The sequence below is a fragment of the Janibacter sp. HTCC2649 genome (genome assembly GCF_000152705.1).
In the GTDB taxonomy this organism is placed as follows: Bacteria; Actinomycetota; Actinomycetes; order Actinomycetales; family Dermatophilaceae; genus Knoellia.
In genome coordinates this window covers 1-18,190 of sequence record NZ_CH672413.1, presented here as the reverse complement: position 1 = coordinate 18,190, position 18,190 = coordinate 1, and the positions used below count along the sequence as shown (strand labels likewise).

Genomic DNA, 18,190 nt, shown 5'->3' with positions numbered 1-18,190 from the left:
ATCATCGCGCGAGATGATGCCGGCATGACGCGAACCGTCACCCGCGACTGGGTCATCCGCCGACGCCTTGCCACCCAACGCCTGTCCTCCGCGCCACTCCCCCACGCCGCCGATGCGGTGCGCCTGCTCACCTGCGTCCAGTCCCAGGACGCACCGCTTGCGGCGCACTCCCTCGCGATGCGGACACGAAACATTGGGTATGCCGGTGTGCTGGCCGAGCAGTCGGCCGGCGGTTGGGTGCGCACCCACATCCTGCGACCCACCTGGCACCACGTCGCACCCGAGGATCTGCGCTGGATCCAGGGCCTCACGGGCCCCAAGGTCGAGGGCGCCATGCCCGCACGACACCAGATGCTCGGCATCACGCCCGAGTTCAAGGAGCGAGGGCCCGAGCTGTTGCGTGAGCTGCTGGCTGGCGGCAAGGCCATGACGCGCAAGGAGATCGGCCCGGAGTTCGCCGCCGCGGGTCTGCCCGGGCCGGGAGAGCCGATGGCCCACCAGCTGATCGTCGCGGAGGTGCGCGCCGTCATCTGCTCGGGGCCACCGCGCGGAACCGAGCACACCTACGTCCTGGTCGACGACGTGATCCCGGCTGCTGAGTCGGACACCTGGTCGCGTGAGCGATCACTCGTCGAACTCACCCATCGGTTCTACGCCGGGCACGGGCCAGCTTCCGAGCGCGACCTCCAGCGTTGGAGTGGACTCACGCTCACCGAGATCCGTTCTGCCACAGCCGAACTCACGACGTCCACCACACTCCAGTCGACTCACCCACTGGAGTCCGTCGAGTGCCAGGGCGAGACGCTCTGGTTCGACCCGTCGGTGACGGCACGCACTTCACGCGCGCACACGGCATACCTGCTGTCGACGTTCGACGAAGCCGCGCTGACCTATCCGAGCACCGGCTTCTCCCGACGCAACCACGACGCCAACCGGACCCGACTCGTCTCCGAGGCGGGCGGTGGGATCGTCGTGGTCGACGGCCACGACATCGGGACGTTCAAGCGCAAGGCCGAAGCGAAGCAGACCACGGTGACGATCCGGCCCGACGACGACCTCACCTCAGCCGAGCGCGGCGGTGTCGTGGAGGCCGCCGAGTTCCTTGCCGCCTTCCACGGTCCGCCCCTCAACCTCGTGTTCGCCTAACCCCACTTCCCAGCCGCATCCGACTTCGTGCCCCGCACGGACACGACTTCGTGCCCCGCACGGACATCACAGTGCCGGTCAGGGGGCGCGTGTGCCGTCCCACTCTTCCCAGAGAAGGTTCGGAGGTGCAGCCGTCGATCCATCCCAGCTCGGCGTGGCACGAGTCGCGAACCCAAAACTGCTCCGCGCCAACTCGGTCGCGTAGCCACCGAAGCAAGCCACTTCCGCCGGAAGACCAACAGGATGCACTGTCGCGGATGAGCCAACGACGGACCTCGTCGAGGTCCCCAGTCCCGACCACGAGGAGTTCAGCGACCACGTCCAGTGGGGCCTTGCCCACTCACCGTCCGGATCCACTGAGCCAGAGGTCAGGTCTCGTTGGTGCCGAAGCCTTCACGTTCGGCGCGTTCGTGCGAGTCCTCGGTCTCCTGGAAGAACGTGATCGTCAGGCCGGCGGGTGCCTCGAGCCTCGAGTTGAGCGACATCCACGGGGTGAGGACCGGCTCGGCCACGACCGTCGCCCCGACCTCCTCCGCGTCGCGCGTTGCCGCCTCGGCGTCGTCCACCTCGAAGGCGATCCGGATCTTCGGGCTCGGAGCCCCGCCCGCCTCGACGCGATCGATCTCGACCTTGTGGGCCGGGCTCGCAATCTCGAACGTTGCCCGCCCGGCCTCGAGGATGGCGACGCGGTCGTCGCCGCCCTCGGAGAACGCTGCGATCTCGTCCATGCCCAACACGTCACGATAGAACCGAACGGCCTCGTCGTAGTCCTGGGCCTCGACAACGACCCTCAGCTGCCTGACCTTCGTGATCTTCTCGTTCGCCATGAGAGGTCCAAGCCCAAGCCACCTCGTCTTATTGCACGAGCGGACACAGCAAAGGGCGCCCCGCGCCAACAGTGGCGGGGCGCCCTCCGTGCTGAGTCGGTGAGGGGTCGAAGCTCAACCAAGGACTCAGGACCGAACCGGGGTCGAAGCGGCTCGGAGTTCGTGGTGGTGCGTCAGCGGTGCAACCAGCGCTCCATCAGTCAGCCAGTGGGATGACGATTGTCTGGCCGGCCTGGACCTGCGCGCTCGCCAGGTCGTTGGCGTCCTGCAGCATCGAGACACCAGTGGCGATGGACACTCCGGTCAGGTGCTCGGCGGCGATCTCGGAAAGCGTCTGACCCTGCTGGACGGTCACCGTCTCGGCGGGCGCCGACGCGGCAGCCCCACCGGTGAGGGCGACGAACGCTACGAGCAGGGCAACGAGCACGACGGCGCTCGTGAGCACGAGACGACCGGCCCGGGTCAGCCGCAGCGCGGGCTGCGCGACCTCGCGCACCGACTCGCCCGTGGGAACGGACACGAGCCGCGGCTGCGGCGAGCGACGCGGAACGGGAAGGGGCACGGCATACCCATTGGTGGTGCCGTCCAGAACAGCAACTGCACTCATGGTGTCCTCCTGGGTCGATGTCACGATCGAAACGGTGTTCGAACGAACGCTTGTACGATTTGTAGCACGGATGTTCGAGGAGTTCAAGACACGCGTCGAACAGATGTTTGAAACATGTGCTCGAACTCCGTAGTCTGTGCTCATGTCAGGAAGCCAATCAGGCACCACTGACAACGCCCCTCTGAGGAGACGACACCCATGAGCGACAAGCCTCGCCACGACGCCGATGACAGTGTTGTGCAGCAGCTGCCCGACCGCGATCCCGGCGACGGCACGCTCACGGTGCGTCAGCGCAAGGTCCTCGACGTCATCCGCAACTCCGTGGACCGGCGCGGCTACCCGCCGAGCATGCGTGAGATCGGCCAGGCCGTCGGCCTCACCTCCCCCAGCTCCGTGTCGCACCAGCTGCACGCGCTGGAGAAGAAGGGCTACCTGCGGCGCGACCCCAACCGCCCCCGCGCCCTCGAGGTCATCTCCCCCGACACGCCGAGCGACATCCGCGGATATCGCGGTGGCGCAGCGCCCGACGACATCGACGCCGACCTGGATCCGACCGGTTCGGGTGACGCGCGGCCCGAGGCGACCTACGTCCCCGTGCTGGGTCGGATCGCCGCCGGTGTGCCGATCATGGCCGAGGAGTCCGTCGACGAGGTCTTCCCGCTGCCCAAGCAGATCGTCGGTGAGGGCACGCTCTTCCTGCTCAAGGTCGTGGGTGACTCGATGATCGATGCCGCGATCTGCGACGGTGACTGGGTGGTCGTGCGCCAGCAGCCCACCGCTGACAACGGCGACATCGTGGCCGCGATGCTCGACAACGAGGCGACGGTCAAGACGTTCAAGCGCAAGGACGGCAAGGTCTGGCTCATGCCGCACAACCCGGCCTTCGACCCGATCGACGGCGACCACGCCACGATCCTGGGCAAGGTCACCGCCGTCCTCCGCCGGATCTGAGCCTTCCCGAACTCAGTTCACCCGCACCGCGAACTCGTCCGCCAACGCGGACAACGTGACGCCGAGCGGCGCATCAATACGATGCGTTGTCTCGGCGTCTGCGCGCGTGGGGCCTTTCGTGACGACGACCACGGGTATGCCGTGTGCGGCCGCCCGTCGGACGAACCGGTATCCGCTCATCACCTTGAGCGACGACCCGAGCACCACGAGGGCCGGCGCCGCCTCGGTGAGCGCGAAGCACTGCTCGACTCGCTGCTTCGGGACGGAACCACCGAAGAAGACGACGTCGGGTTTGAGGGTGTCGGCACGGCATACGAGACAGCGCGGAGCGATGAAGGTCTCGACGGCCGAATCGGCAAGGACGATGTCGCCGTCGGGTCGGATCTGGCTGCTGATCTGTGAGCCGTCACCGACGAGTCCCAGTGCGAGAGAGGCGAATCCGGGGTTGGCGTCGTCCATGAAGGCCTGCACGAGGTCGCGGTCGACGCGCTCCCCGCAGGTGAGGCATTCGACCTCGGCAAGGCTCCCGTGGAGCTCGATGACATCGCGGGTGCCGGCGTCCTGGTGGAGGCCGTCGACGTTCTGGGTGATGACCGTGCCGAACGCCCCGGCACGCTGGAGCCCGGTGACGGCGCGATGCCCCGCGTTGGGTTCGGCGACCGTGAAGCGCTGCCAGCCGATGAAGCTGCGTGCCCAATAGCGCTGTCGCGCACCACTCGTCGCAACGAACTCCTGCTGCGACATCGGCGTGACCCGTCGGTTGCCGTCGGGGCCGCGGTAGTCCGGGATCCCGCTCTCCGTGGAGATCCCGGCGCCAGTCAGCACGAGAGCGGGGCCGCGCTGGCCCAGCAACTCCGACACCTCCGCGACCGACACCTCACGACTCACCCCGCCATCGTAGGTCGGCTGGAGAACACTGGCAGGTCCCCCTGATGAGGGCGTCAGCGCCGCCGCGTGACCCGCTCGAGGATGCCCAGCGTCGCCCGCAGGTTCGCCTCGGTGAGGACGGGGAAGATCCTGCGCCACTTGTCGGACACCTGCGACCAGTCGTAGCTCGAGGTCACCCACGTTCCCTGGACACCGTCGTGTTCGCCGGCGTCGAGGGCATACCCGTAGCGGTGCCCGATCGGAGGCTGAATGGTGCCGTCGATCCACCACGCGATCTCGCGATCCCTCTCGAAGCGATCGATGACCACCGTGACGTCGTAGCGGCCCATGGGGACATCGCCCAGCGCCTCGCGATCCATGTGCACGACGAAGCGATCCCCGATGCTCGTGACCGTGTCGCCCTCAGCGTCCTGCAGCATGCCGCTGGCATCAATGTCGACGTGGCCGAGCGGATCGGCCAGGACAGCGAAGATCTCGGCCGGCAGAGCGGGGATGAAGCGACGAGCAGAGAGCGAATCGACGGGGACGGCCCCATCAGCGGGGACAGTCTGGCTCTCGGCGACAGTCGGATCCTGAGATGCAGTCATGCGCCCCAGTGCATCACGCGCAGGCCAGGAGGGCCGCGGCAGAAGTGACGGTCGCGAATCCACCTCCGTGAAGGTTGGTCGCCGTGGCCCGGGTGAGGTCCTCGGCCGACATCACTGCGCCCTCGGGTCCGGCCAGGTCGAAGGTGCTCGTGGCGTCGATCGGCACGATGACGTCGTAGCCGAGGTTGCCTCCCATCCGTGCCGTGGTCTCCACACACATGTTGGCCTGGATGCCCGTCACGACGATCTGTCCGATGCCACGCTCGCGCAGCCACATGTTCAGGTCCGGCTCACCAATGAAGGCCGAATTGACGGTCTTGGTGACGAGGACCGCTGCCTCCAGCTCGGCGACCCAGCCCACGAGGTTGTTGCCCGGCTGGCCCGGACGCAACGGCGACTCCGCTCCCACGCTGTCGTGCCGCACGACGACGATGGGTCGGCCGGTCTCGGACCACCTCACCGCGAGCGCGGACATACGCCCCTGAGCCGCTTCCGCGTCAGGACTGGGACGTCCCCAGACTGCATCGTCGAACCCGCTCTGGATGTCGATCAACACCAGGGCTGCGTTGTCAGCAAGGGCGAGAACAGGTGCGGGCGCGGAGGTCATCTCACCACCTCACCCCGCGGAACCCCCGTCGGCCTAGTGGCATCAAAGACATCCTCCGCAACCTTTCCGCCACACCGCCCCCTCTGCGTCTGCGGATGTGGCGGCTCCAGCGACCCTTGACGCAGACGCCAGGGGTGAAGCCGGGGCTGTCACTCGCCGGGGCAGGCGTTCTGGTGGACCAGTGCCCCCGTCACCATCCAGCGCCAGTCCGTGGCCGACCCACCCGCGTGGGCTCCGGCGCCGCACTGGCACTTCCAGTGCCAGCGCCCGAGGGCGTCACAGCTGACGTCCGGGTGGTGGCTGCGGCGGGCTGTCCGCCGGCGGAACGTGGTCTTCATGTAGGGAAGGAGGCGACGCTCTCCCTGCAGATACACCGCACCCATACCGCGCCACCACGGGACGCTGCATCACACCCTGTGCGAAGGACTGGAAGTTTGATAACTGAGCGTTATAGAATGCATCCATGATTGATGCAGCCGGCCTCCGGGTCATGCGCGCCATTGCCGATGAGGGCAGCTTCACCGCGGCGGCGCTCTCACTGGGCTACTCCCAGCCCGCCATCTCGCAGATGGTGCGCCGCCTCGAGACGCGCACGGGCACGACGCTCGTCGAGCGCATCGGCCGCAGCGTCCGCCTCACCGAGGCCGGAGCAGTGCTCGCCCGCCACGCGGGCCCGGTCCTGTCCGCGCTCGACGCCGCCGAGGAAGAAGTCGCCGCCATCGCCGGTCTGCGCTCTGGCCGCGTCCGCCTCATGGCCTTCCCCAGCGCCTCGGCGACCCTCGTCCCCAAGGCCCTGGCCAAGGTCAAGGCCGACCACCCCGGCGTCACGATCACCTTCAGCGAGGCCGAGCCGCGCGAGTCGCTCGCCGCCCTGCGCGCCGGGGAGTGCGATCTCGCGGTCGCGTTTGTCTACGAGGGCACCGACCTCGGCCGCGGCGAAGAGGACCTCGAAGCCTTCGTCACCACTCCCCTCCTCGACGACGAGGTCCTGCTCGCCGTTCCCCTCACTCACGAGCTGGCCCACGCCAAGAACGTCGACATGGCCGCGCTCAAGGACGAGACCTGGATCGCCGGTTGCCCGCGCTGTCGCGGCCACCTCCTCCAGCTCGCGAGCACCGCTGGCTACGTCCCCAACATCGCCTACGAGACCGAGGACTACGTCGCGGTCATGGGCCTCATCGCCGAGGGCCTCGGTGTCGCGGTCATCCCCGACCTCATCCTCAAGACGGTCCACCACGAGGACGTCGCCGCCCTCCCGATGACCCCGGCCTCTCGCCGCCACATCGTCGCCGTCACGACGCCCGACCTCCAGCGCGTTCCCGCCGTCAAGGCCACCCTCGACGCCCTCGTCGAGAGCGCCAAGGCGTCGCAGGCCAAGACCCGCAAGAAGGCCCTTGCCCACTGATCGACCCACGTGGCGTCACTTCGCCGTGACGACCTCAAGCCGACCGTCGCGCTCGACGACGGCGATGTGCCCACGCTGGTCAGTGCGATAGGCGGCATACCCGTTGCTCCGGAGCATGGCCAGGTGCGCGGCCGTCGGGTGCCCGTAGTCGTTGTCCTTCCCCACGCTGATCACCGCGACGGGTGCACGCACGGCGGCCATCAGGGCCGGGTCAAGGTTCGCACTGCCGTGGTGAGGCGTCTTGACCACATCGAATTCCGCTGCAGCAGAGGACATCTGGGGATCTCGTCGCATCCTCAGGACGAGGTCGTGGGCCGCCTCCCGCTCGACGTCTCCCAGCAGCAGGGCGTCGACCTCGCCCACATGGACGGCCAGCACGATGCTTGCGTTGTTGGGCACCGACCCGGCCGCGATGCGCCGCACCGGCGCCCACACCTCTGCGGTGACGTCCCCGAACGCGAGCCGGTCACCCGCCGCGACCGCAGAGACGGGTATGCCGTGTGCTCTCGCCCATCGGGTCACCTCACCGACCTGGTAGCCCGGCTCGGCGATCGGTGACACGAGCACCTGAGCGACCTCGCGCCCGCCGATGACTCCGGGCAGACCCTCGACGTGGTCGGCGTGGAAGTGCGTCAACACCACCGCGTCGACCACCTCGACACCGAGGGAATCAAGGCACCCGTCCACGGCCGACGGCTCGGGCCCGGCATCGACGACGAGCGCCCGCCCCGGTCCCGTGCGCACGACTGCGGCATCACCCTGGCCGACGTCGCAGAAGGCGATCCGCCAGCCCTCCGGTGGCCAGGTCACCACCCTCGTCGGGATCGTCATCGCTGCGGTCAGCGCCACGATGAGCACGGCGACGAGCGGCTTGACCAGGGCGAACCGTCCGAGCCATCGCCCCATGAGCAGCAGCAGGACGGTGAGCCCCGCAAGCAACACGGCACCCGGCGCCCCATCGGGCCACGGCAGCGTCCCACCCGGGACATCCGCCATCACGCGTGCGGTCCGCGCGATGCCCAACGTGGGAACTGCGCCCAGCCAACCCACGAGTCGGGCCGGCGCATCGGCCACCACCGACACCAGTGCGGCCACCACCCCCGCGATCGTGGCGGGCGCCACCAGCGGGGCCGCAACGAGGTTGGCGGCGATGCCGACAATGCTCACCGAGCCCTGGAGCACGACGATGAGCGGGGCACACATCGCCTGTGCCGCAACGGGAATGGCGATCGCCGGCCCCATGAATGCCAACCTCGGTGGCAAGCGCTGCGCAATCGCATCACCCCACGGTCGGGTGAAGAGCAGCAGGCCGAGCGTGGCCAGAGCCGACAGGGCGAAGCCGAACGATCGCGACATCCACGGGTCGACCACGAGCACGACGACAATCGCTCCAGCGAGGACGGGCAAGCCGGCCGCGCGGCGCGAGCGACTCATCCCGATGAGGCCGATCAGTCCCATGGCCGCCGCCCGCACGACACTCGGCTCGGGTCGGGCAAGCACGACGAACCCGAGGATGGCGAGCGCCACGACGTACGGTCGCCAGCGTCGAGGAACCCCGACGAGAACGCACAGCCCGAGCACCATCCCACCGACTACCGCGATGTTCGAACCGCTGACGGCCGTCAGGTGCGTCATCCCCGTCGCCTGCATCGCCTCTGTGAGATCGGGCGGAGTCCGACTCGTGTCACCGATGACGAGCCCGGGCAGCAGTCCGCGCGCGTCGGCCGGGGTGGGGTCCACCGCCCTTCGCAACCCGGACCGCAGGTGCTCGGCAACCCGCGCGATCGCACCCGCCGGCTTCGTGACCTCGTGACTCGAGACCCGCAGCACGGCCAGCTCCGGATAGCCCGGCAACGGCGGAGCCAACCGTCCTCGCAGCCTCACCTCGTCGTGCCACTTCACCTTGAGCAGCGACTCGTCTCCGCGCAGCGAAATCGGCGCGTATGCCGGTGTGCTCCGTCCGCGCCCGTCGACCCGGTGCGCCGTGGCCTTGGCCATGACGACCGGCTCCCCGCTGCCCCGCGCCGCGAGGGTCACCGGATCGGAGGTCACCGTCGCCTCGAGCGTGACCACGGCCCGGGCCGAGGTGAGGTCGTCGAGATCGCCGACACCGCGCAGGGCGTGCTGGCCGTTGCCAGCCACCTGGACGAGCAGCGCGACCCCGACGACGAGCGTCAGGCGACGGGCGCTCCGTCGCAGGAGCCGCGCGCCCAGGAGCACGGCGACCAGCACCCCCGTGACGACCCATCGCGGCCCCGCCGACCAGGTCAGGGTCAGGGCGAGCAGGGCCCACGCCACGAGCGAGGGCACGAGCAGCCGGATGTCGGTGAAGCGCACCACCTCACGCGTCCACTCGTCCCGGCGAGCACGCAGTTCGGCCGACTCGGCAACCGTCACAGCGTCACCTTGGGAGTCAATTGAGCCAGGAGCTTCTCGCCGATGCCGCTCACCTCACCGAGTTCCTCGACGCTCGTGAAGCGTCCGTGCTCGGTACGCCAGTCGAGAATCCGCTGTGCGAGAACGGGTCCCACTCCTGGAAGGGTGTCCAGGGCAGACAGGTCAGCCGAATTCAGTGAGACCGTGCCGCCGGCCGATCCGGCCCCCGAACTGCCTCCGGCACGTCCACTTCCGGTGGCAGACCCAGCACCCGCGCCCGGCCCCGCCGCTCCGGGTGGCGTCACGACCTCGCCCGGCTTCGGAACGATGATCTGCTCACCGTCGACGAGGACCCGGGCGAGGTTGACCGCACCGAGGTCAGCAGTGCGAGTCGCCCCACCCGCAGCGGTGACGGCATCGCCGACGCGCGCGCCCGCAGCCATCCGGTAGACACCGGGCTTCACGACCTGACCCACGACGTGCACGACCACCGGACCACCTGTGGCTGCTCCGGGGCTTGGACCCGCAGTGGACTTCTCAGTCGTGGGCGACCCGCTGGGCGACGCCCGAGACAGTGTGGAGGTCCCTCGGCTCACCCCACTCGGTTCGGCGCCCGCCGCCGCTCGCGGTCCGAGGGCTCCGCCCTCCCCGCGGCCCGCCAACCAGATGCGCACACCGAAGACGACGGCAACCACCGCCACGACGGCCAGCACCCCGACCACGGCGGACCGACTCGGCACCCACCGTGCACCGCGCAGGCTCAGCGGCAGCTCGAAGACCGGACCGCGCGGCACCTCGAGGGGTCGGTGCCGCCCACGCTCCTCGACGTCCCCGCGATCGACCCGATCACCCGGACCACCACGATCACCCAGTCCGCCACGATCACCCGGACCACCGCCCTCTCGCACCCTGGCCAGGGCGCGAGGTGACACGGTGTCGGGTTCGCGGCGGAACGGCATACGCCGACGTTAGGAACGACGGACGCGACACCCAACCCCAGAACGCCCATCTGTGGACGAGCAGCCGACCCACGGCGCCCTGTGGACAAGCTCAGCCGCTCAGGCGCCCCATCCAGGTCGCGATGTTGCGGTGGTGTCGGGCGAGCACGATGAGCGAGACGACCACGAGCCAGACCGCGATGCCCCGGTCCACCGTCGTGTCGGCACGCACCACGAGCCAGACCCCTGCCCCCAGAAGGAACGTGCACGCGATCACCGACGCATTGCCGAGTCGTCTGACGAACGGGAGGCAGACCGCGAACACGACCAACGCAGCAAGCGCCACCCACGGCACGAGCGCCAACATCGCCCCCAGTGACGTCGCCACTCCCTTGCCTCCACGCCCGCCGAGGTAGGGGCTGTAGATGTGGCCGAGCACGCACGCCACCCCGGCGGCCAGCGCGACCCACGTACCCATCGTCCGCAGCACGACGAACGTCGGCACGAACCCCTTGAGCACGTCGAGGAGCCCGACGACAATCCCCCATTTCCTGCCGACCGCGCGACCGATGTTCGTCGCGCCGGGGTTCCCGGAGCCCACCTGTGACACGTCGACCCCGCGGGCCCGACCGATGATCGTGGCCGGGTTGATGCCACCGATCGCGTAGCAGACGGTCGCGACCACCAATGCCACGAGAACCGTGCCAGTGGTCGAGAAGTTCACGGCGAGACCTTGAGTCAGATCCGCGGGCTGATCGCGATGGCCAGGGTGCCCGGCCCCACGTGCGCACCCACGACCGCGCCGAGTTCGAGAAGCTGGAAGTCCTCGATCCCTTCGATCCGGGACTGCAGCCGCTCGGCGAGCTTCTCGGCCCGCTCGGCCGAGTCGAGGTGGTGGACGGCGACGTCGACGCGCTGCGACCCAGCCGCCTCGACCGCGAGCTCCTCAAGTCGGGCGATGGCGCGCGAGGACGTGCGCACCCGTTCGAGCGGCACGATCGCCCCGTCCTGCAGGCCAAGGATGGGCTTGATCGCCAGCGCCGAACCCACAAGGGCGTTCGCCTTGCCGATCCGGCCACCGCGGCGCAGGTGCTCGAGAGTGTCGACGTAGAACACGACGGTCGCGTTGCTGCAGCGGGCACGCACGTGGTCCGCGACTTCCTCGGCCGTCACGCCATGTTCGGCGAGAGCGGCACCGGCAAGGACGGCATACCCCATCGCCATGCCCATCGAGCGACTGTCGATGACGGTCACGGGGACCGGCGACTGCTGCGCAGCGAGTTGCGCCGAGCCGAGCGTGCTCGACAGGTCGGAGGAGATGTGAACCGAGACGATCGAGTCGGCGCCCTTGTCCGCGAGCTCGCGATAGAGGTCCAGGAAGGCCTGCGGCGCCGGGCGTGAGGTCGACACGGGCCGGAAGTGGCGCAGTGCGTCGGCCACCTCACCGGCCGCGACATCGACGCCTTCACGCCGTTCCTGCCCGCCGACGACGACGTGGAGGGGCACGACGCCGATGCCGTGCGCCTCGATGAGGTCTGCAGACAGGTATGCCGTGGAGTCGGTGACGAGAGCGGTGGCCACGGTCTGAGGCTAGTGCTCAGACCGCGTCGCCGTGGTCAGCACCCGCGCACTGATCCCGACGGATGTGGTGAAGCGCAGGGTATGCCGCGTGGTCACCAGGGCAGGTCGACGAGAGTTTCGCGCTGGTCGTCGACGGGAACCCAACCGCGGCCCTCGACCTGCTGGTACTCGACGCCGGGCCCCTGCGAGGCGAGCGATGCCACAGCTGCGAGGAGCCGGTCGACGTGCTCGGTGGTCGTGGCCAACCCGGCGCTCACACGCACCGCGGTGGTGACGTCGGCGTTCTCGTCGGCGAGCAGGGCGTCGACGAGAAGGTGCGCGCAGAACTTCCCGTCGCGCACGCCGATGCCGTACTCGGCCGACAGCGCGGCTGAGACCAGCGAGGACTCGACGTCCTCGACGGTGAACGCCACGACCGGAGCGCGGTCCGCGTCGTCTCCGAAGATGCTGAAGGTCTCGACCCCGTCGATGGCGCGCAGCCCCTCGACGAGGCGCGCCACCAAGCGGGACTCGTGGGCCTCGACGGCGCCACGGTTCTCGCGGATGGCGGCACAGGCGGCGGCAACCGCGACGGCACCAAGGACGTTGGGGCTGCCGCCCTCGTGACGAGCCGGACCGGTCTGCCAGGTCGTGCTGAGCGGGCCGACGACGGCGGTGGCGCCGCCACCGGCGAGGTAGGGCGGGGCCGCGTCGAGCCAGTCGGCGCGACCGACGAGCACGCCGGCGCCGTAGGGCGCGTAGATCTTGTGACCGCTGAACGCGACGTAGTCGACGCCGAGCGTGTCGAGGTCGATCCGACGGTGACCGGCGAGCTGGGCGGCATCGAGGGCGACGCGGGCGCCGCGCTTGCGGGCGATGGCGGCGAGGCGCTCGATCGGCCAGTACTCGCCCGTCACGTTCGAGGCGCCGCTGAGGACGACGAGGACGCTCGAGGAGGTGGCGCGCTTGAGGGCGTCGGTGAGCAGGGCCTCGGCATCCTTGTGCGTCAGCGGCACGGGGAGGCGAGTAGTCTTGCGGGCCTCCCACGGCAGCAGCGTCGCGTGGTGCTCGGTGGCGAAGACGATGACCTGGGTGCGACGCGGCAGTGAGCGGGCGAGAAGGTTGAACGAGTCGGTCGTGTTGCGGGTGAAGACGACCTCGTCGCCCTCACGCGCCCCGACGAAGCGGGCGACCTCGTCACGCGCGGCCTCGTAGTAGTGACTCGACACCTGACTCGTCCACCCCTGGCCGCGGTGGACGCTCGAGTAGGTCTGGGTCGCCTTGTCAACGGCCGCGACCACGCTGGCCAGTGCCGGGGTCGAGGCGCCGTGGTCGAGGTTCGCGTACTCGACGAAGGTGCCGTGACACGTCGGGACCTTGGGTGCGGCAACGACCGCCGGCACCTTGGTGTCCACAACGTCGGTGGGTATGCCGTCCGCATGCGAGACGTTGTCGTCGCTGGGCGCGCTCGGGGTGGCGGGCCCGGCCGGTGCGGGGACGGAGCGCAGCCACGGCTGGCGACGTTCACGGGTGAAGGTGTGAGGAATCGAGCTGGCGATGGACATCCGGTGCTCCCTGGAGAGTCGTTGGACCCTCGAAGGTGCTCGGGAGTCCGCGCTTGCCAACTGCGTTGCTGCAGCCGACCAGGTCGTCACCCGGAGCACCCCACCGCGGAGGAGGGTTGCCGACCAGCAAGCCGGGGCTGAACACTGGTACTCGTGACCTTGGTTGTGGAGTCTATGGCTCGGTCGCACGTGCAGGGGACCCCCCGTCCACCACCCGAGACGGTCAGGTCCGCGCGGCGGCCACCGCGAGGAGCACGGCTGAGGCGAGACTCGTCACGGTGCGGAGGTGGTTCCATCGGCACCACACCGCGGCGTATGCCGCCCACTCGCCTTCCGCTTCCGACCCTGCGGTGAGCGCGTCGACCTTGTTGTTGATCGGGACGTTGGCGGCTCCGGTGATGACGAGGGACGCGATTGCGAGGAGCGCGCCCACGATCTTCAGGGCTCGGTCGTCGCCCCCTTCGAGTAGCCCCATGCCGATCACGACGACACCGCCGAGGGCAAGGACACCCATCGGGAGCAGGAGCAGGCTCTTGGGCGCCCACCGGTTGATCGACTGCATCGCAAGGATGCCGTCGCGCGGCGCGAGCTCCCGCAGGGCTGGCATGACGAACGTCGAGAACGAGAACATCGCCCCGCCGAACACCGCAGCGGCCAGCGCTGTCGCCGCGAGGATCCACACCTGAGGGCTCATACCCCAACGATGCCCTGCGTCCGCGCGGATGGTCGAGACCCTGACCATCCGCGCGGACGCAAGCGAAAGAGGGTGGCTGTCAGAGGGGGACGACGTTGACGAGCTTGGGGGCCCGCACGATGACCGTGCGAACTCCCCCGGCCGTCGCCTCGAGGACCTTGGGCAGGGCGAGCGCCTTCTCGCGCAGCTCGTCCTCACTGATGTCGGCCGCGACCTCGATGCGGTCGCGCACCTTGCCCTTGATCTGGATGACGCAGGTGACCGAGTCCTCGACGAGCTTGGCGGGGTCCGCCACGGGGAAGTCCTCGTGCGTCAGCGACTCCGGGTGACCCAGGCGCGACCACAGCTCCTCCGCGATGTGCGGAGCGAGTGGCGCGACCATGAGCACGATCTGCTCGGCAGCGTCGCGCGGGACGGCGTCGAGCTTGGTCAACGCGTTGTTGAGCTCGATGAGCCGCGCGATCGCCGTGTTGAAGCCGAGCTCGTCGTAGTCACGCTTCACCGCGTCGATCGTCCGGTGCAGCACCCGCGCCGTCGCGTCGTCCATCGGTGCGTCGCTGACCCGCACCTCACCGGTCTCCTCGTCGACAACGTTGCGCCACAGACGCTGCAGGAAGCGCTGGGATCCGACGATGGCCCGCGTGTCCCAGGGCTTGCTCTGGTCGAGCGGGCCCAGACCCATCTCGTAGAGCCGCAGGGTGTCGGCGCCGTACGCGGCATACATGTCGTCCGGGGACACCATGTTCTTGAGCGACTTGCCGATCTTGCCGAACTCACGCGTCACCGGCTGGCCCTGCCAGACCCAGGTGACGTCGCCGTCAGGTCCCTGGACTTCCTTGACCTCGGTCGCCTCGACCGGCTGGCCGCGGTCGTCACGGAACGCCGCAGCCTGGATGTAGCCCTGAGCGAAGTAGGTCCGGAACGGCTCCTCACTCGAGACGTGCCCGAGGTCGAAGAGCACCTTGTGCCAGAAGCGTGCATAGAGCAGGTGCAGGACGGCGTGCTCGACGCCACCGATGTAGAGGTCCACGCCACCGGGGTCGCGGGTGCCCGCCGGCGCGCCGTCAACGGCGGTGTCGCGAGGGCCGATCCAGTACTCCTCGGTCGCGGCGGAGACGAGCTCCTCGCGGTTCTCGGGGTCGAGGTAGCGCAGGTAGTACCAGCACGAACCCGCCCAGTTGGGCATCGTGTTGGTCTCGCGACGGTAGGGCTGGACGCCACGTCCGTCGCCGAGGTCCAGCTCGATATTGACCCACTCGGCCACGCGTCCCAACGGCGGCTCCGGGGAGCTCTGCGCGTCCTCGGCGTCGAACGTGCGCGGGCTGTAGTCGGGGACGTCCGGCAGCTCGACGGGCAGCATCGACTCGGGCACACCATGAGCCGTGCCGTCGGCGTCGAAGACGATGGGGAACGGCTCGCCCCAGTAGCGCTGACGGCTGAACAGCCAGTCACGCAACTTGTAGCTGACCGTCGACTCACCATGACCCTGCTCAACGAGCCACTCGATCATCGCGGCCTTCGCCTCGGTGATCGGTTGGCCGTTGAGGTCGATGGTGTCGTTGGCCGAGTTGATCGCCGGCCCCTCACCAGTGAACGCCTCGTCCTCAGGGTGGCCCTCGGTCGGCTGCACCGTGCGGATCCTGGGCAGGTCGAAGACGTCGGCGAAGTGCCAGTCACGCTCGTCCTGACCGGGCACGGCCATGATCGCGCCGGTGCCGTAGCCCATGAGGACGTAGTCGGCAATGAAGATCGGCAGCTCCGTGCCGGTCGCTGGATTGACCGCGTAGGCACCGGTGAAGACACCGGTCTTGTCCTTGCCTTCGATCTGACGCTCGACCTCGCTCTTGCGAGAAGCCGCACGCCGGTATGCCGTGACCGCAGCTTCCGGAGTCGACTCACCACCGGTCCACGCCGGGTTGGTGCCCGCTGCCCACTCCCCCTGTGCGACCAAGGTGTCGACGAGCGGGTGCTCGGGCGCCAGGACCATGAAGGTCGCGCCGAACAGGGTGTCGGGTCGGGTCGTGAAGACCTCGATCGGCTGGCTGTCGGCAGGAGCGCCCACGACAGAGAAGGCGACGCGGGCGCCGTGACTCCGGCCGATCCAGTTCCGCTGCATGGCCTTGACCTTGTCGGGCCACTGCACACGGTCGAGGTCATCGGCCAGGCGGTCGGAGTAGTCGGTGATGCGCATCATCCACTGGCGCAGGTTGCGCTTGAAGACGGGGAAGTTTCCACGCTCGGAGCGGCCGTCGTTGGTGACTTCCTCGTTGGAGAGCACCGTGCCCAGGCCCGGGCACCAGTTGACGGGGGCTTCGGAGGCGTAGGCCAGGCGGTACTCGCTGAGCACTGCTTCACGCTGGGCTGGCTCGAGGTCGGCCCACACTTGTCCCTCGGGCAGCCCACGGGTGCCCGCCTCGAACTCGGCGACGAGTTCGGCAATGGGGCGGGCACGGCCGAGGCTGCCCTCAGGCCGCTCAGCATCACGGTCGTACCAGGAGTTGAAGATCTGCAGGAAGATCCACTGTGTCCAGCGGTAGTAGTCCGGGTCCATCGTCTGGATCGACCGGCGCTGGTCCAGTCCGAGTCCGAGCCGGCGCAGCTGGCGGGCCATGATGACGATGTTCGCCTCAGTGGTGACCCGCGGGTGCTGACCGGTCTGCACCGCGTACTGCTCTGCGGGGAGCCCGAAGGCGTCATAACCCAGGCAGTGCAGGACATTCTTGCCGAGCATGCGGTGATAGCGAGAGAACACGTCCGTCGCGATGTAGCCCAAGGGGTGACCGACGTGCAGGCCGGCTCCACTGGGGTACGGGAACATGTCGAGGACGAGCAGGTGTCCACCTTCGCGCTTTGAGACCTCGGTGGGGTCCGCGAAGGGACCGTCCGGGTTGGGCGCATTGAAGGTGCCGCTGGCCTCCCAGCGGTCCTGCCAGGCCAACTCGATCTGGTCGGCCAGTTCGGCCGTGTAACGGTGCGCCGTCTCGCTCATGTCATTCCTGCCTGCTCGGGTGGCTGCCCACAAAAAAGCCCCTCACACAGGAGGGGTTCGCCGCGGTGACGTCCAAGTGGAGCGTCAGCGCGGCTGCGGAAGAAGCTGCTGCAGCCTGGCCATGAGCACAGGGTATCGCAGCCGTCCAGATGGCCCCAAATGCGAAATGGCCCCCACCAAAGTGAGGGCCATTTCTGAATGATTGTCCGGCTGCGTCCTACTCTCCCACACCGTCACCAGTGCAGTACCATCGGCGCTGAAGGGCTTAGCTTCCAGGTTCGGAATGGAGCTGGGCGTTTCCCCTTCGCTATGACAGCCGAAACTCTATGGAGATGTGGTTGTACTTCCCTCGTTCACACGCATCAACCCGTCGGGTTGTGGTGTGTTGGGGGTTTCCCGACCGTATCTCGGGAACTGCACAGTGGACGCGAACGCAACTTTTTTAGTGTGTATCAAGTTATCGGCTTATTAGTACCAGTCAGCTACATGCATTACTGCACTTCCACGTCTGGCCTATCAACCCAGTAGTCTAGCTGGGAGCCTCTCGGACATTAAAGTCCATGGAAATCTCATCTTGAAGCGTGCTTCCCGCTTAGATGCTTTCAGCGGTTATCACTTCCGAACGTAGCTAATCAGCGGTGCTCTTGGCAGAACAACTGACACACCAGAGGTTCGTCCATCCCGGTCCTCTCGTACTAGGGACAGCCCTTCTCAAATTTCCTACGCGCACAGCGGATAGGGACCGAACTGTCTCACGACGTTCTAAACCCAGCTCGCGTACCGCTTTAATGGGCGAACAGCCCAACCCTTGGGAGAGACTCCACCCCCAGGATGCGACGAGCCGACATCGAGGTGCCAAACCATGCCGTCGATATGGACTCTTGGGCAAGATCAGCCTGTTATCCCCGGGGTACCTTTTATCCGTTGAGCGACGCCGCTTCCACAAGCCAGCGCCGGGTCACTAGTTCCGACTTTCGTCCCTGCTCGACCTGCCGGTCTCGCAGTCAAGCTCCCTTGTGCACTTACACTCGAAACCTGATTACCAACCAG

The 18,190-nt window shown here is 68.2% G+C and carries 16 protein-coding genes, 2 rRNA genes and 1 riboswitch; of the genes, 3 read left to right on the top strand and 15 right to left on the bottom strand.

What is annotated here, in order from left to right; all coding sequences use genetic code 11:
* Positions 1–24: 24 nt before the first annotated feature.
* Entirely contained in the window at positions 25–1,146 is a 1,122-nt protein-coding gene (locus JNB_RS00185; protein ID WP_009774352.1) for a winged helix DNA-binding domain-containing protein, read from the top strand.
* 368 nt (positions 1,147–1,514) lie between these two features.
* Here JNB_RS00185 and JNB_RS00180 read toward each other — a convergent pair whose 3' ends face one another.
* Together JNB_RS00180 and JNB_RS00175 are read right to left on the bottom strand one after the other, a co-directional pair.
* Positions 1,515–1,973, bottom strand: a complete 459-nt coding sequence (locus tag JNB_RS00180; protein WP_009774351.1) for a VOC family protein — start codon at positions 1,971–1,973, stop codon at positions 1,515–1,517.
* Between the two features lie 196 nt (positions 1,974–2,169).
* Complete coding sequence (locus tag JNB_RS00175; RefSeq protein WP_040883379.1) at positions 2,170–2,580, bottom strand: LysM peptidoglycan-binding domain-containing protein; 411 nt, start codon at positions 2,578–2,580, stop codon at positions 2,170–2,172.
* Positions 2,581–2,778: 198 nt separating this feature from the next.
* On the opposite strand from JNB_RS00175, the gene lexA reads away from it, so the two are divergent.
* Positions 2,779–3,531, top strand: coding sequence for a transcriptional repressor LexA (lexA, locus tag JNB_RS00170; RefSeq protein ID WP_009774349.1), 753 nt, complete (start codon positions 2,779–2,781; stop codon positions 3,529–3,531).
* Positions 3,532–3,543: 12 nt separating this feature from the next.
* Here lexA and JNB_RS00165 read toward each other — a convergent pair whose 3' ends face one another.
* From JNB_RS00165 to JNB_RS00150, 4 genes are all read right to left on the bottom strand, one after another.
* The gene (locus tag JNB_RS00165) at positions 3,544–4,419 is read right to left on the bottom strand and encodes a Sir2 family NAD-dependent protein deacetylase (protein WP_009774348.1); all 876 of its coding nucleotides are present in this window, start codon (positions 4,417–4,419) and stop codon (positions 3,544–3,546) included.
* A 53-nt stretch (positions 4,420–4,472) separates the two neighbouring features.
* The gene (locus JNB_RS00160; RefSeq protein WP_009774347.1) at positions 4,473–5,006 is read right to left on the bottom strand and encodes a polyketide cyclase; all 534 of its coding nucleotides are present in this window, start codon (positions 5,004–5,006) and stop codon (positions 4,473–4,475) included.
* Positions 5,007–5,019: 13 nt separating this feature from the next.
* Positions 5,020–5,613: a cysteine hydrolase family protein gene (locus JNB_RS00155; protein WP_009774346.1), complete on the bottom strand. Its 594-nt coding sequence runs from the start codon at positions 5,611–5,613 to the stop codon at positions 5,020–5,022.
* A gap of 149 nt (positions 5,614–5,762) precedes the next feature.
* The gene (locus tag JNB_RS00150) at positions 5,763–5,951 is read right to left on the bottom strand and encodes a hypothetical protein (protein WP_148232248.1); all 189 of its coding nucleotides are present in this window, start codon (positions 5,949–5,951) and stop codon (positions 5,763–5,765) included.
* 125 nt (positions 5,952–6,076) lie between these two features.
* Between JNB_RS00150 and JNB_RS00145 the strand changes: the two genes are divergently transcribed.
* The gene (locus JNB_RS00145) at positions 6,077–7,018 is read left to right on the top strand and encodes a LysR family transcriptional regulator (RefSeq protein WP_009774344.1); all 942 of its coding nucleotides are present in this window, start codon (positions 6,077–6,079) and stop codon (positions 7,016–7,018) included.
* 15 nt (positions 7,019–7,033) lie between these two features.
* Here the strand turns inward: JNB_RS00145 and JNB_RS00140 are convergent, their stop codons facing one another.
* The 9 genes from JNB_RS00140 to JNB_RS00100 form a co-directional block, all read right to left on the bottom strand.
* Positions 7,034–9,415: a ComEC/Rec2 family competence protein gene (locus JNB_RS00140; protein ID WP_009774343.1), complete on the bottom strand. Its 2,382-nt coding sequence runs from the start codon at positions 9,413–9,415 to the stop codon at positions 7,034–7,036.
* Positions 9,412–10,353 (bottom strand): helix-hairpin-helix domain-containing protein, encoded by a 942-nt coding sequence (locus tag JNB_RS21695; protein WP_083784321.1) that lies wholly within the window; start codon positions 10,351–10,353, stop codon positions 9,412–9,414. Before JNB_RS21695 ends, JNB_RS00140 begins: the two co-directional genes overlap by 4 nt.
* A 91-nt stretch (positions 10,354–10,444) precedes the next feature.
* Positions 10,445–11,056, bottom strand: a complete 612-nt coding sequence (locus tag JNB_RS00130) for a glycerol-3-phosphate acyltransferase (RefSeq protein WP_009774340.1) — start codon at positions 11,054–11,056, stop codon at positions 10,445–10,447.
* Between the two features lie 14 nt (positions 11,057–11,070).
* Positions 11,071–11,913 (bottom strand): DegV family protein, encoded by an 843-nt coding sequence (locus tag JNB_RS00125; RefSeq protein WP_009774339.1) that lies wholly within the window; start codon positions 11,911–11,913, stop codon positions 11,071–11,073.
* 92 nt (positions 11,914–12,005) lie between these two features.
* Positions 12,006–13,457, bottom strand: coding sequence for an aminotransferase class V-fold PLP-dependent enzyme (locus JNB_RS00120; RefSeq protein WP_009774338.1), 1,452 nt, complete (start codon positions 13,455–13,457; stop codon positions 12,006–12,008).
* 44 nt (positions 13,458–13,501) lie between these two features.
* A riboswitch (SAM riboswitch) is annotated at positions 13,502–13,616 on the bottom strand.
* Between the two features lie 64 nt (positions 13,617–13,680).
* The gene (locus JNB_RS00115) at positions 13,681–14,151 is read right to left on the bottom strand and encodes a DUF1772 domain-containing protein (RefSeq protein ID WP_009774337.1); all 471 of its coding nucleotides are present in this window, start codon (positions 14,149–14,151) and stop codon (positions 13,681–13,683) included.
* A gap of 79 nt (positions 14,152–14,230) precedes the next feature.
* Positions 14,231–17,140 (bottom strand): leucine--tRNA ligase, encoded by a 2,910-nt coding sequence (leuS, locus tag JNB_RS00110; RefSeq protein ID WP_009774336.1) that lies wholly within the window; start codon positions 17,138–17,140, stop codon positions 14,231–14,233.
* A 204-nt stretch (positions 17,141–17,344) separates the two neighbouring features.
* Positions 17,345–17,461, bottom strand: a 5S ribosomal RNA gene (gene rrf / locus JNB_RS00105).
* 127 nt (positions 17,462–17,588) lie between these two features.
* Positions 17,589–18,190: ribosomal RNA gene (locus tag JNB_RS00100) — 23S ribosomal RNA — on the bottom strand; the annotation flags it as partial.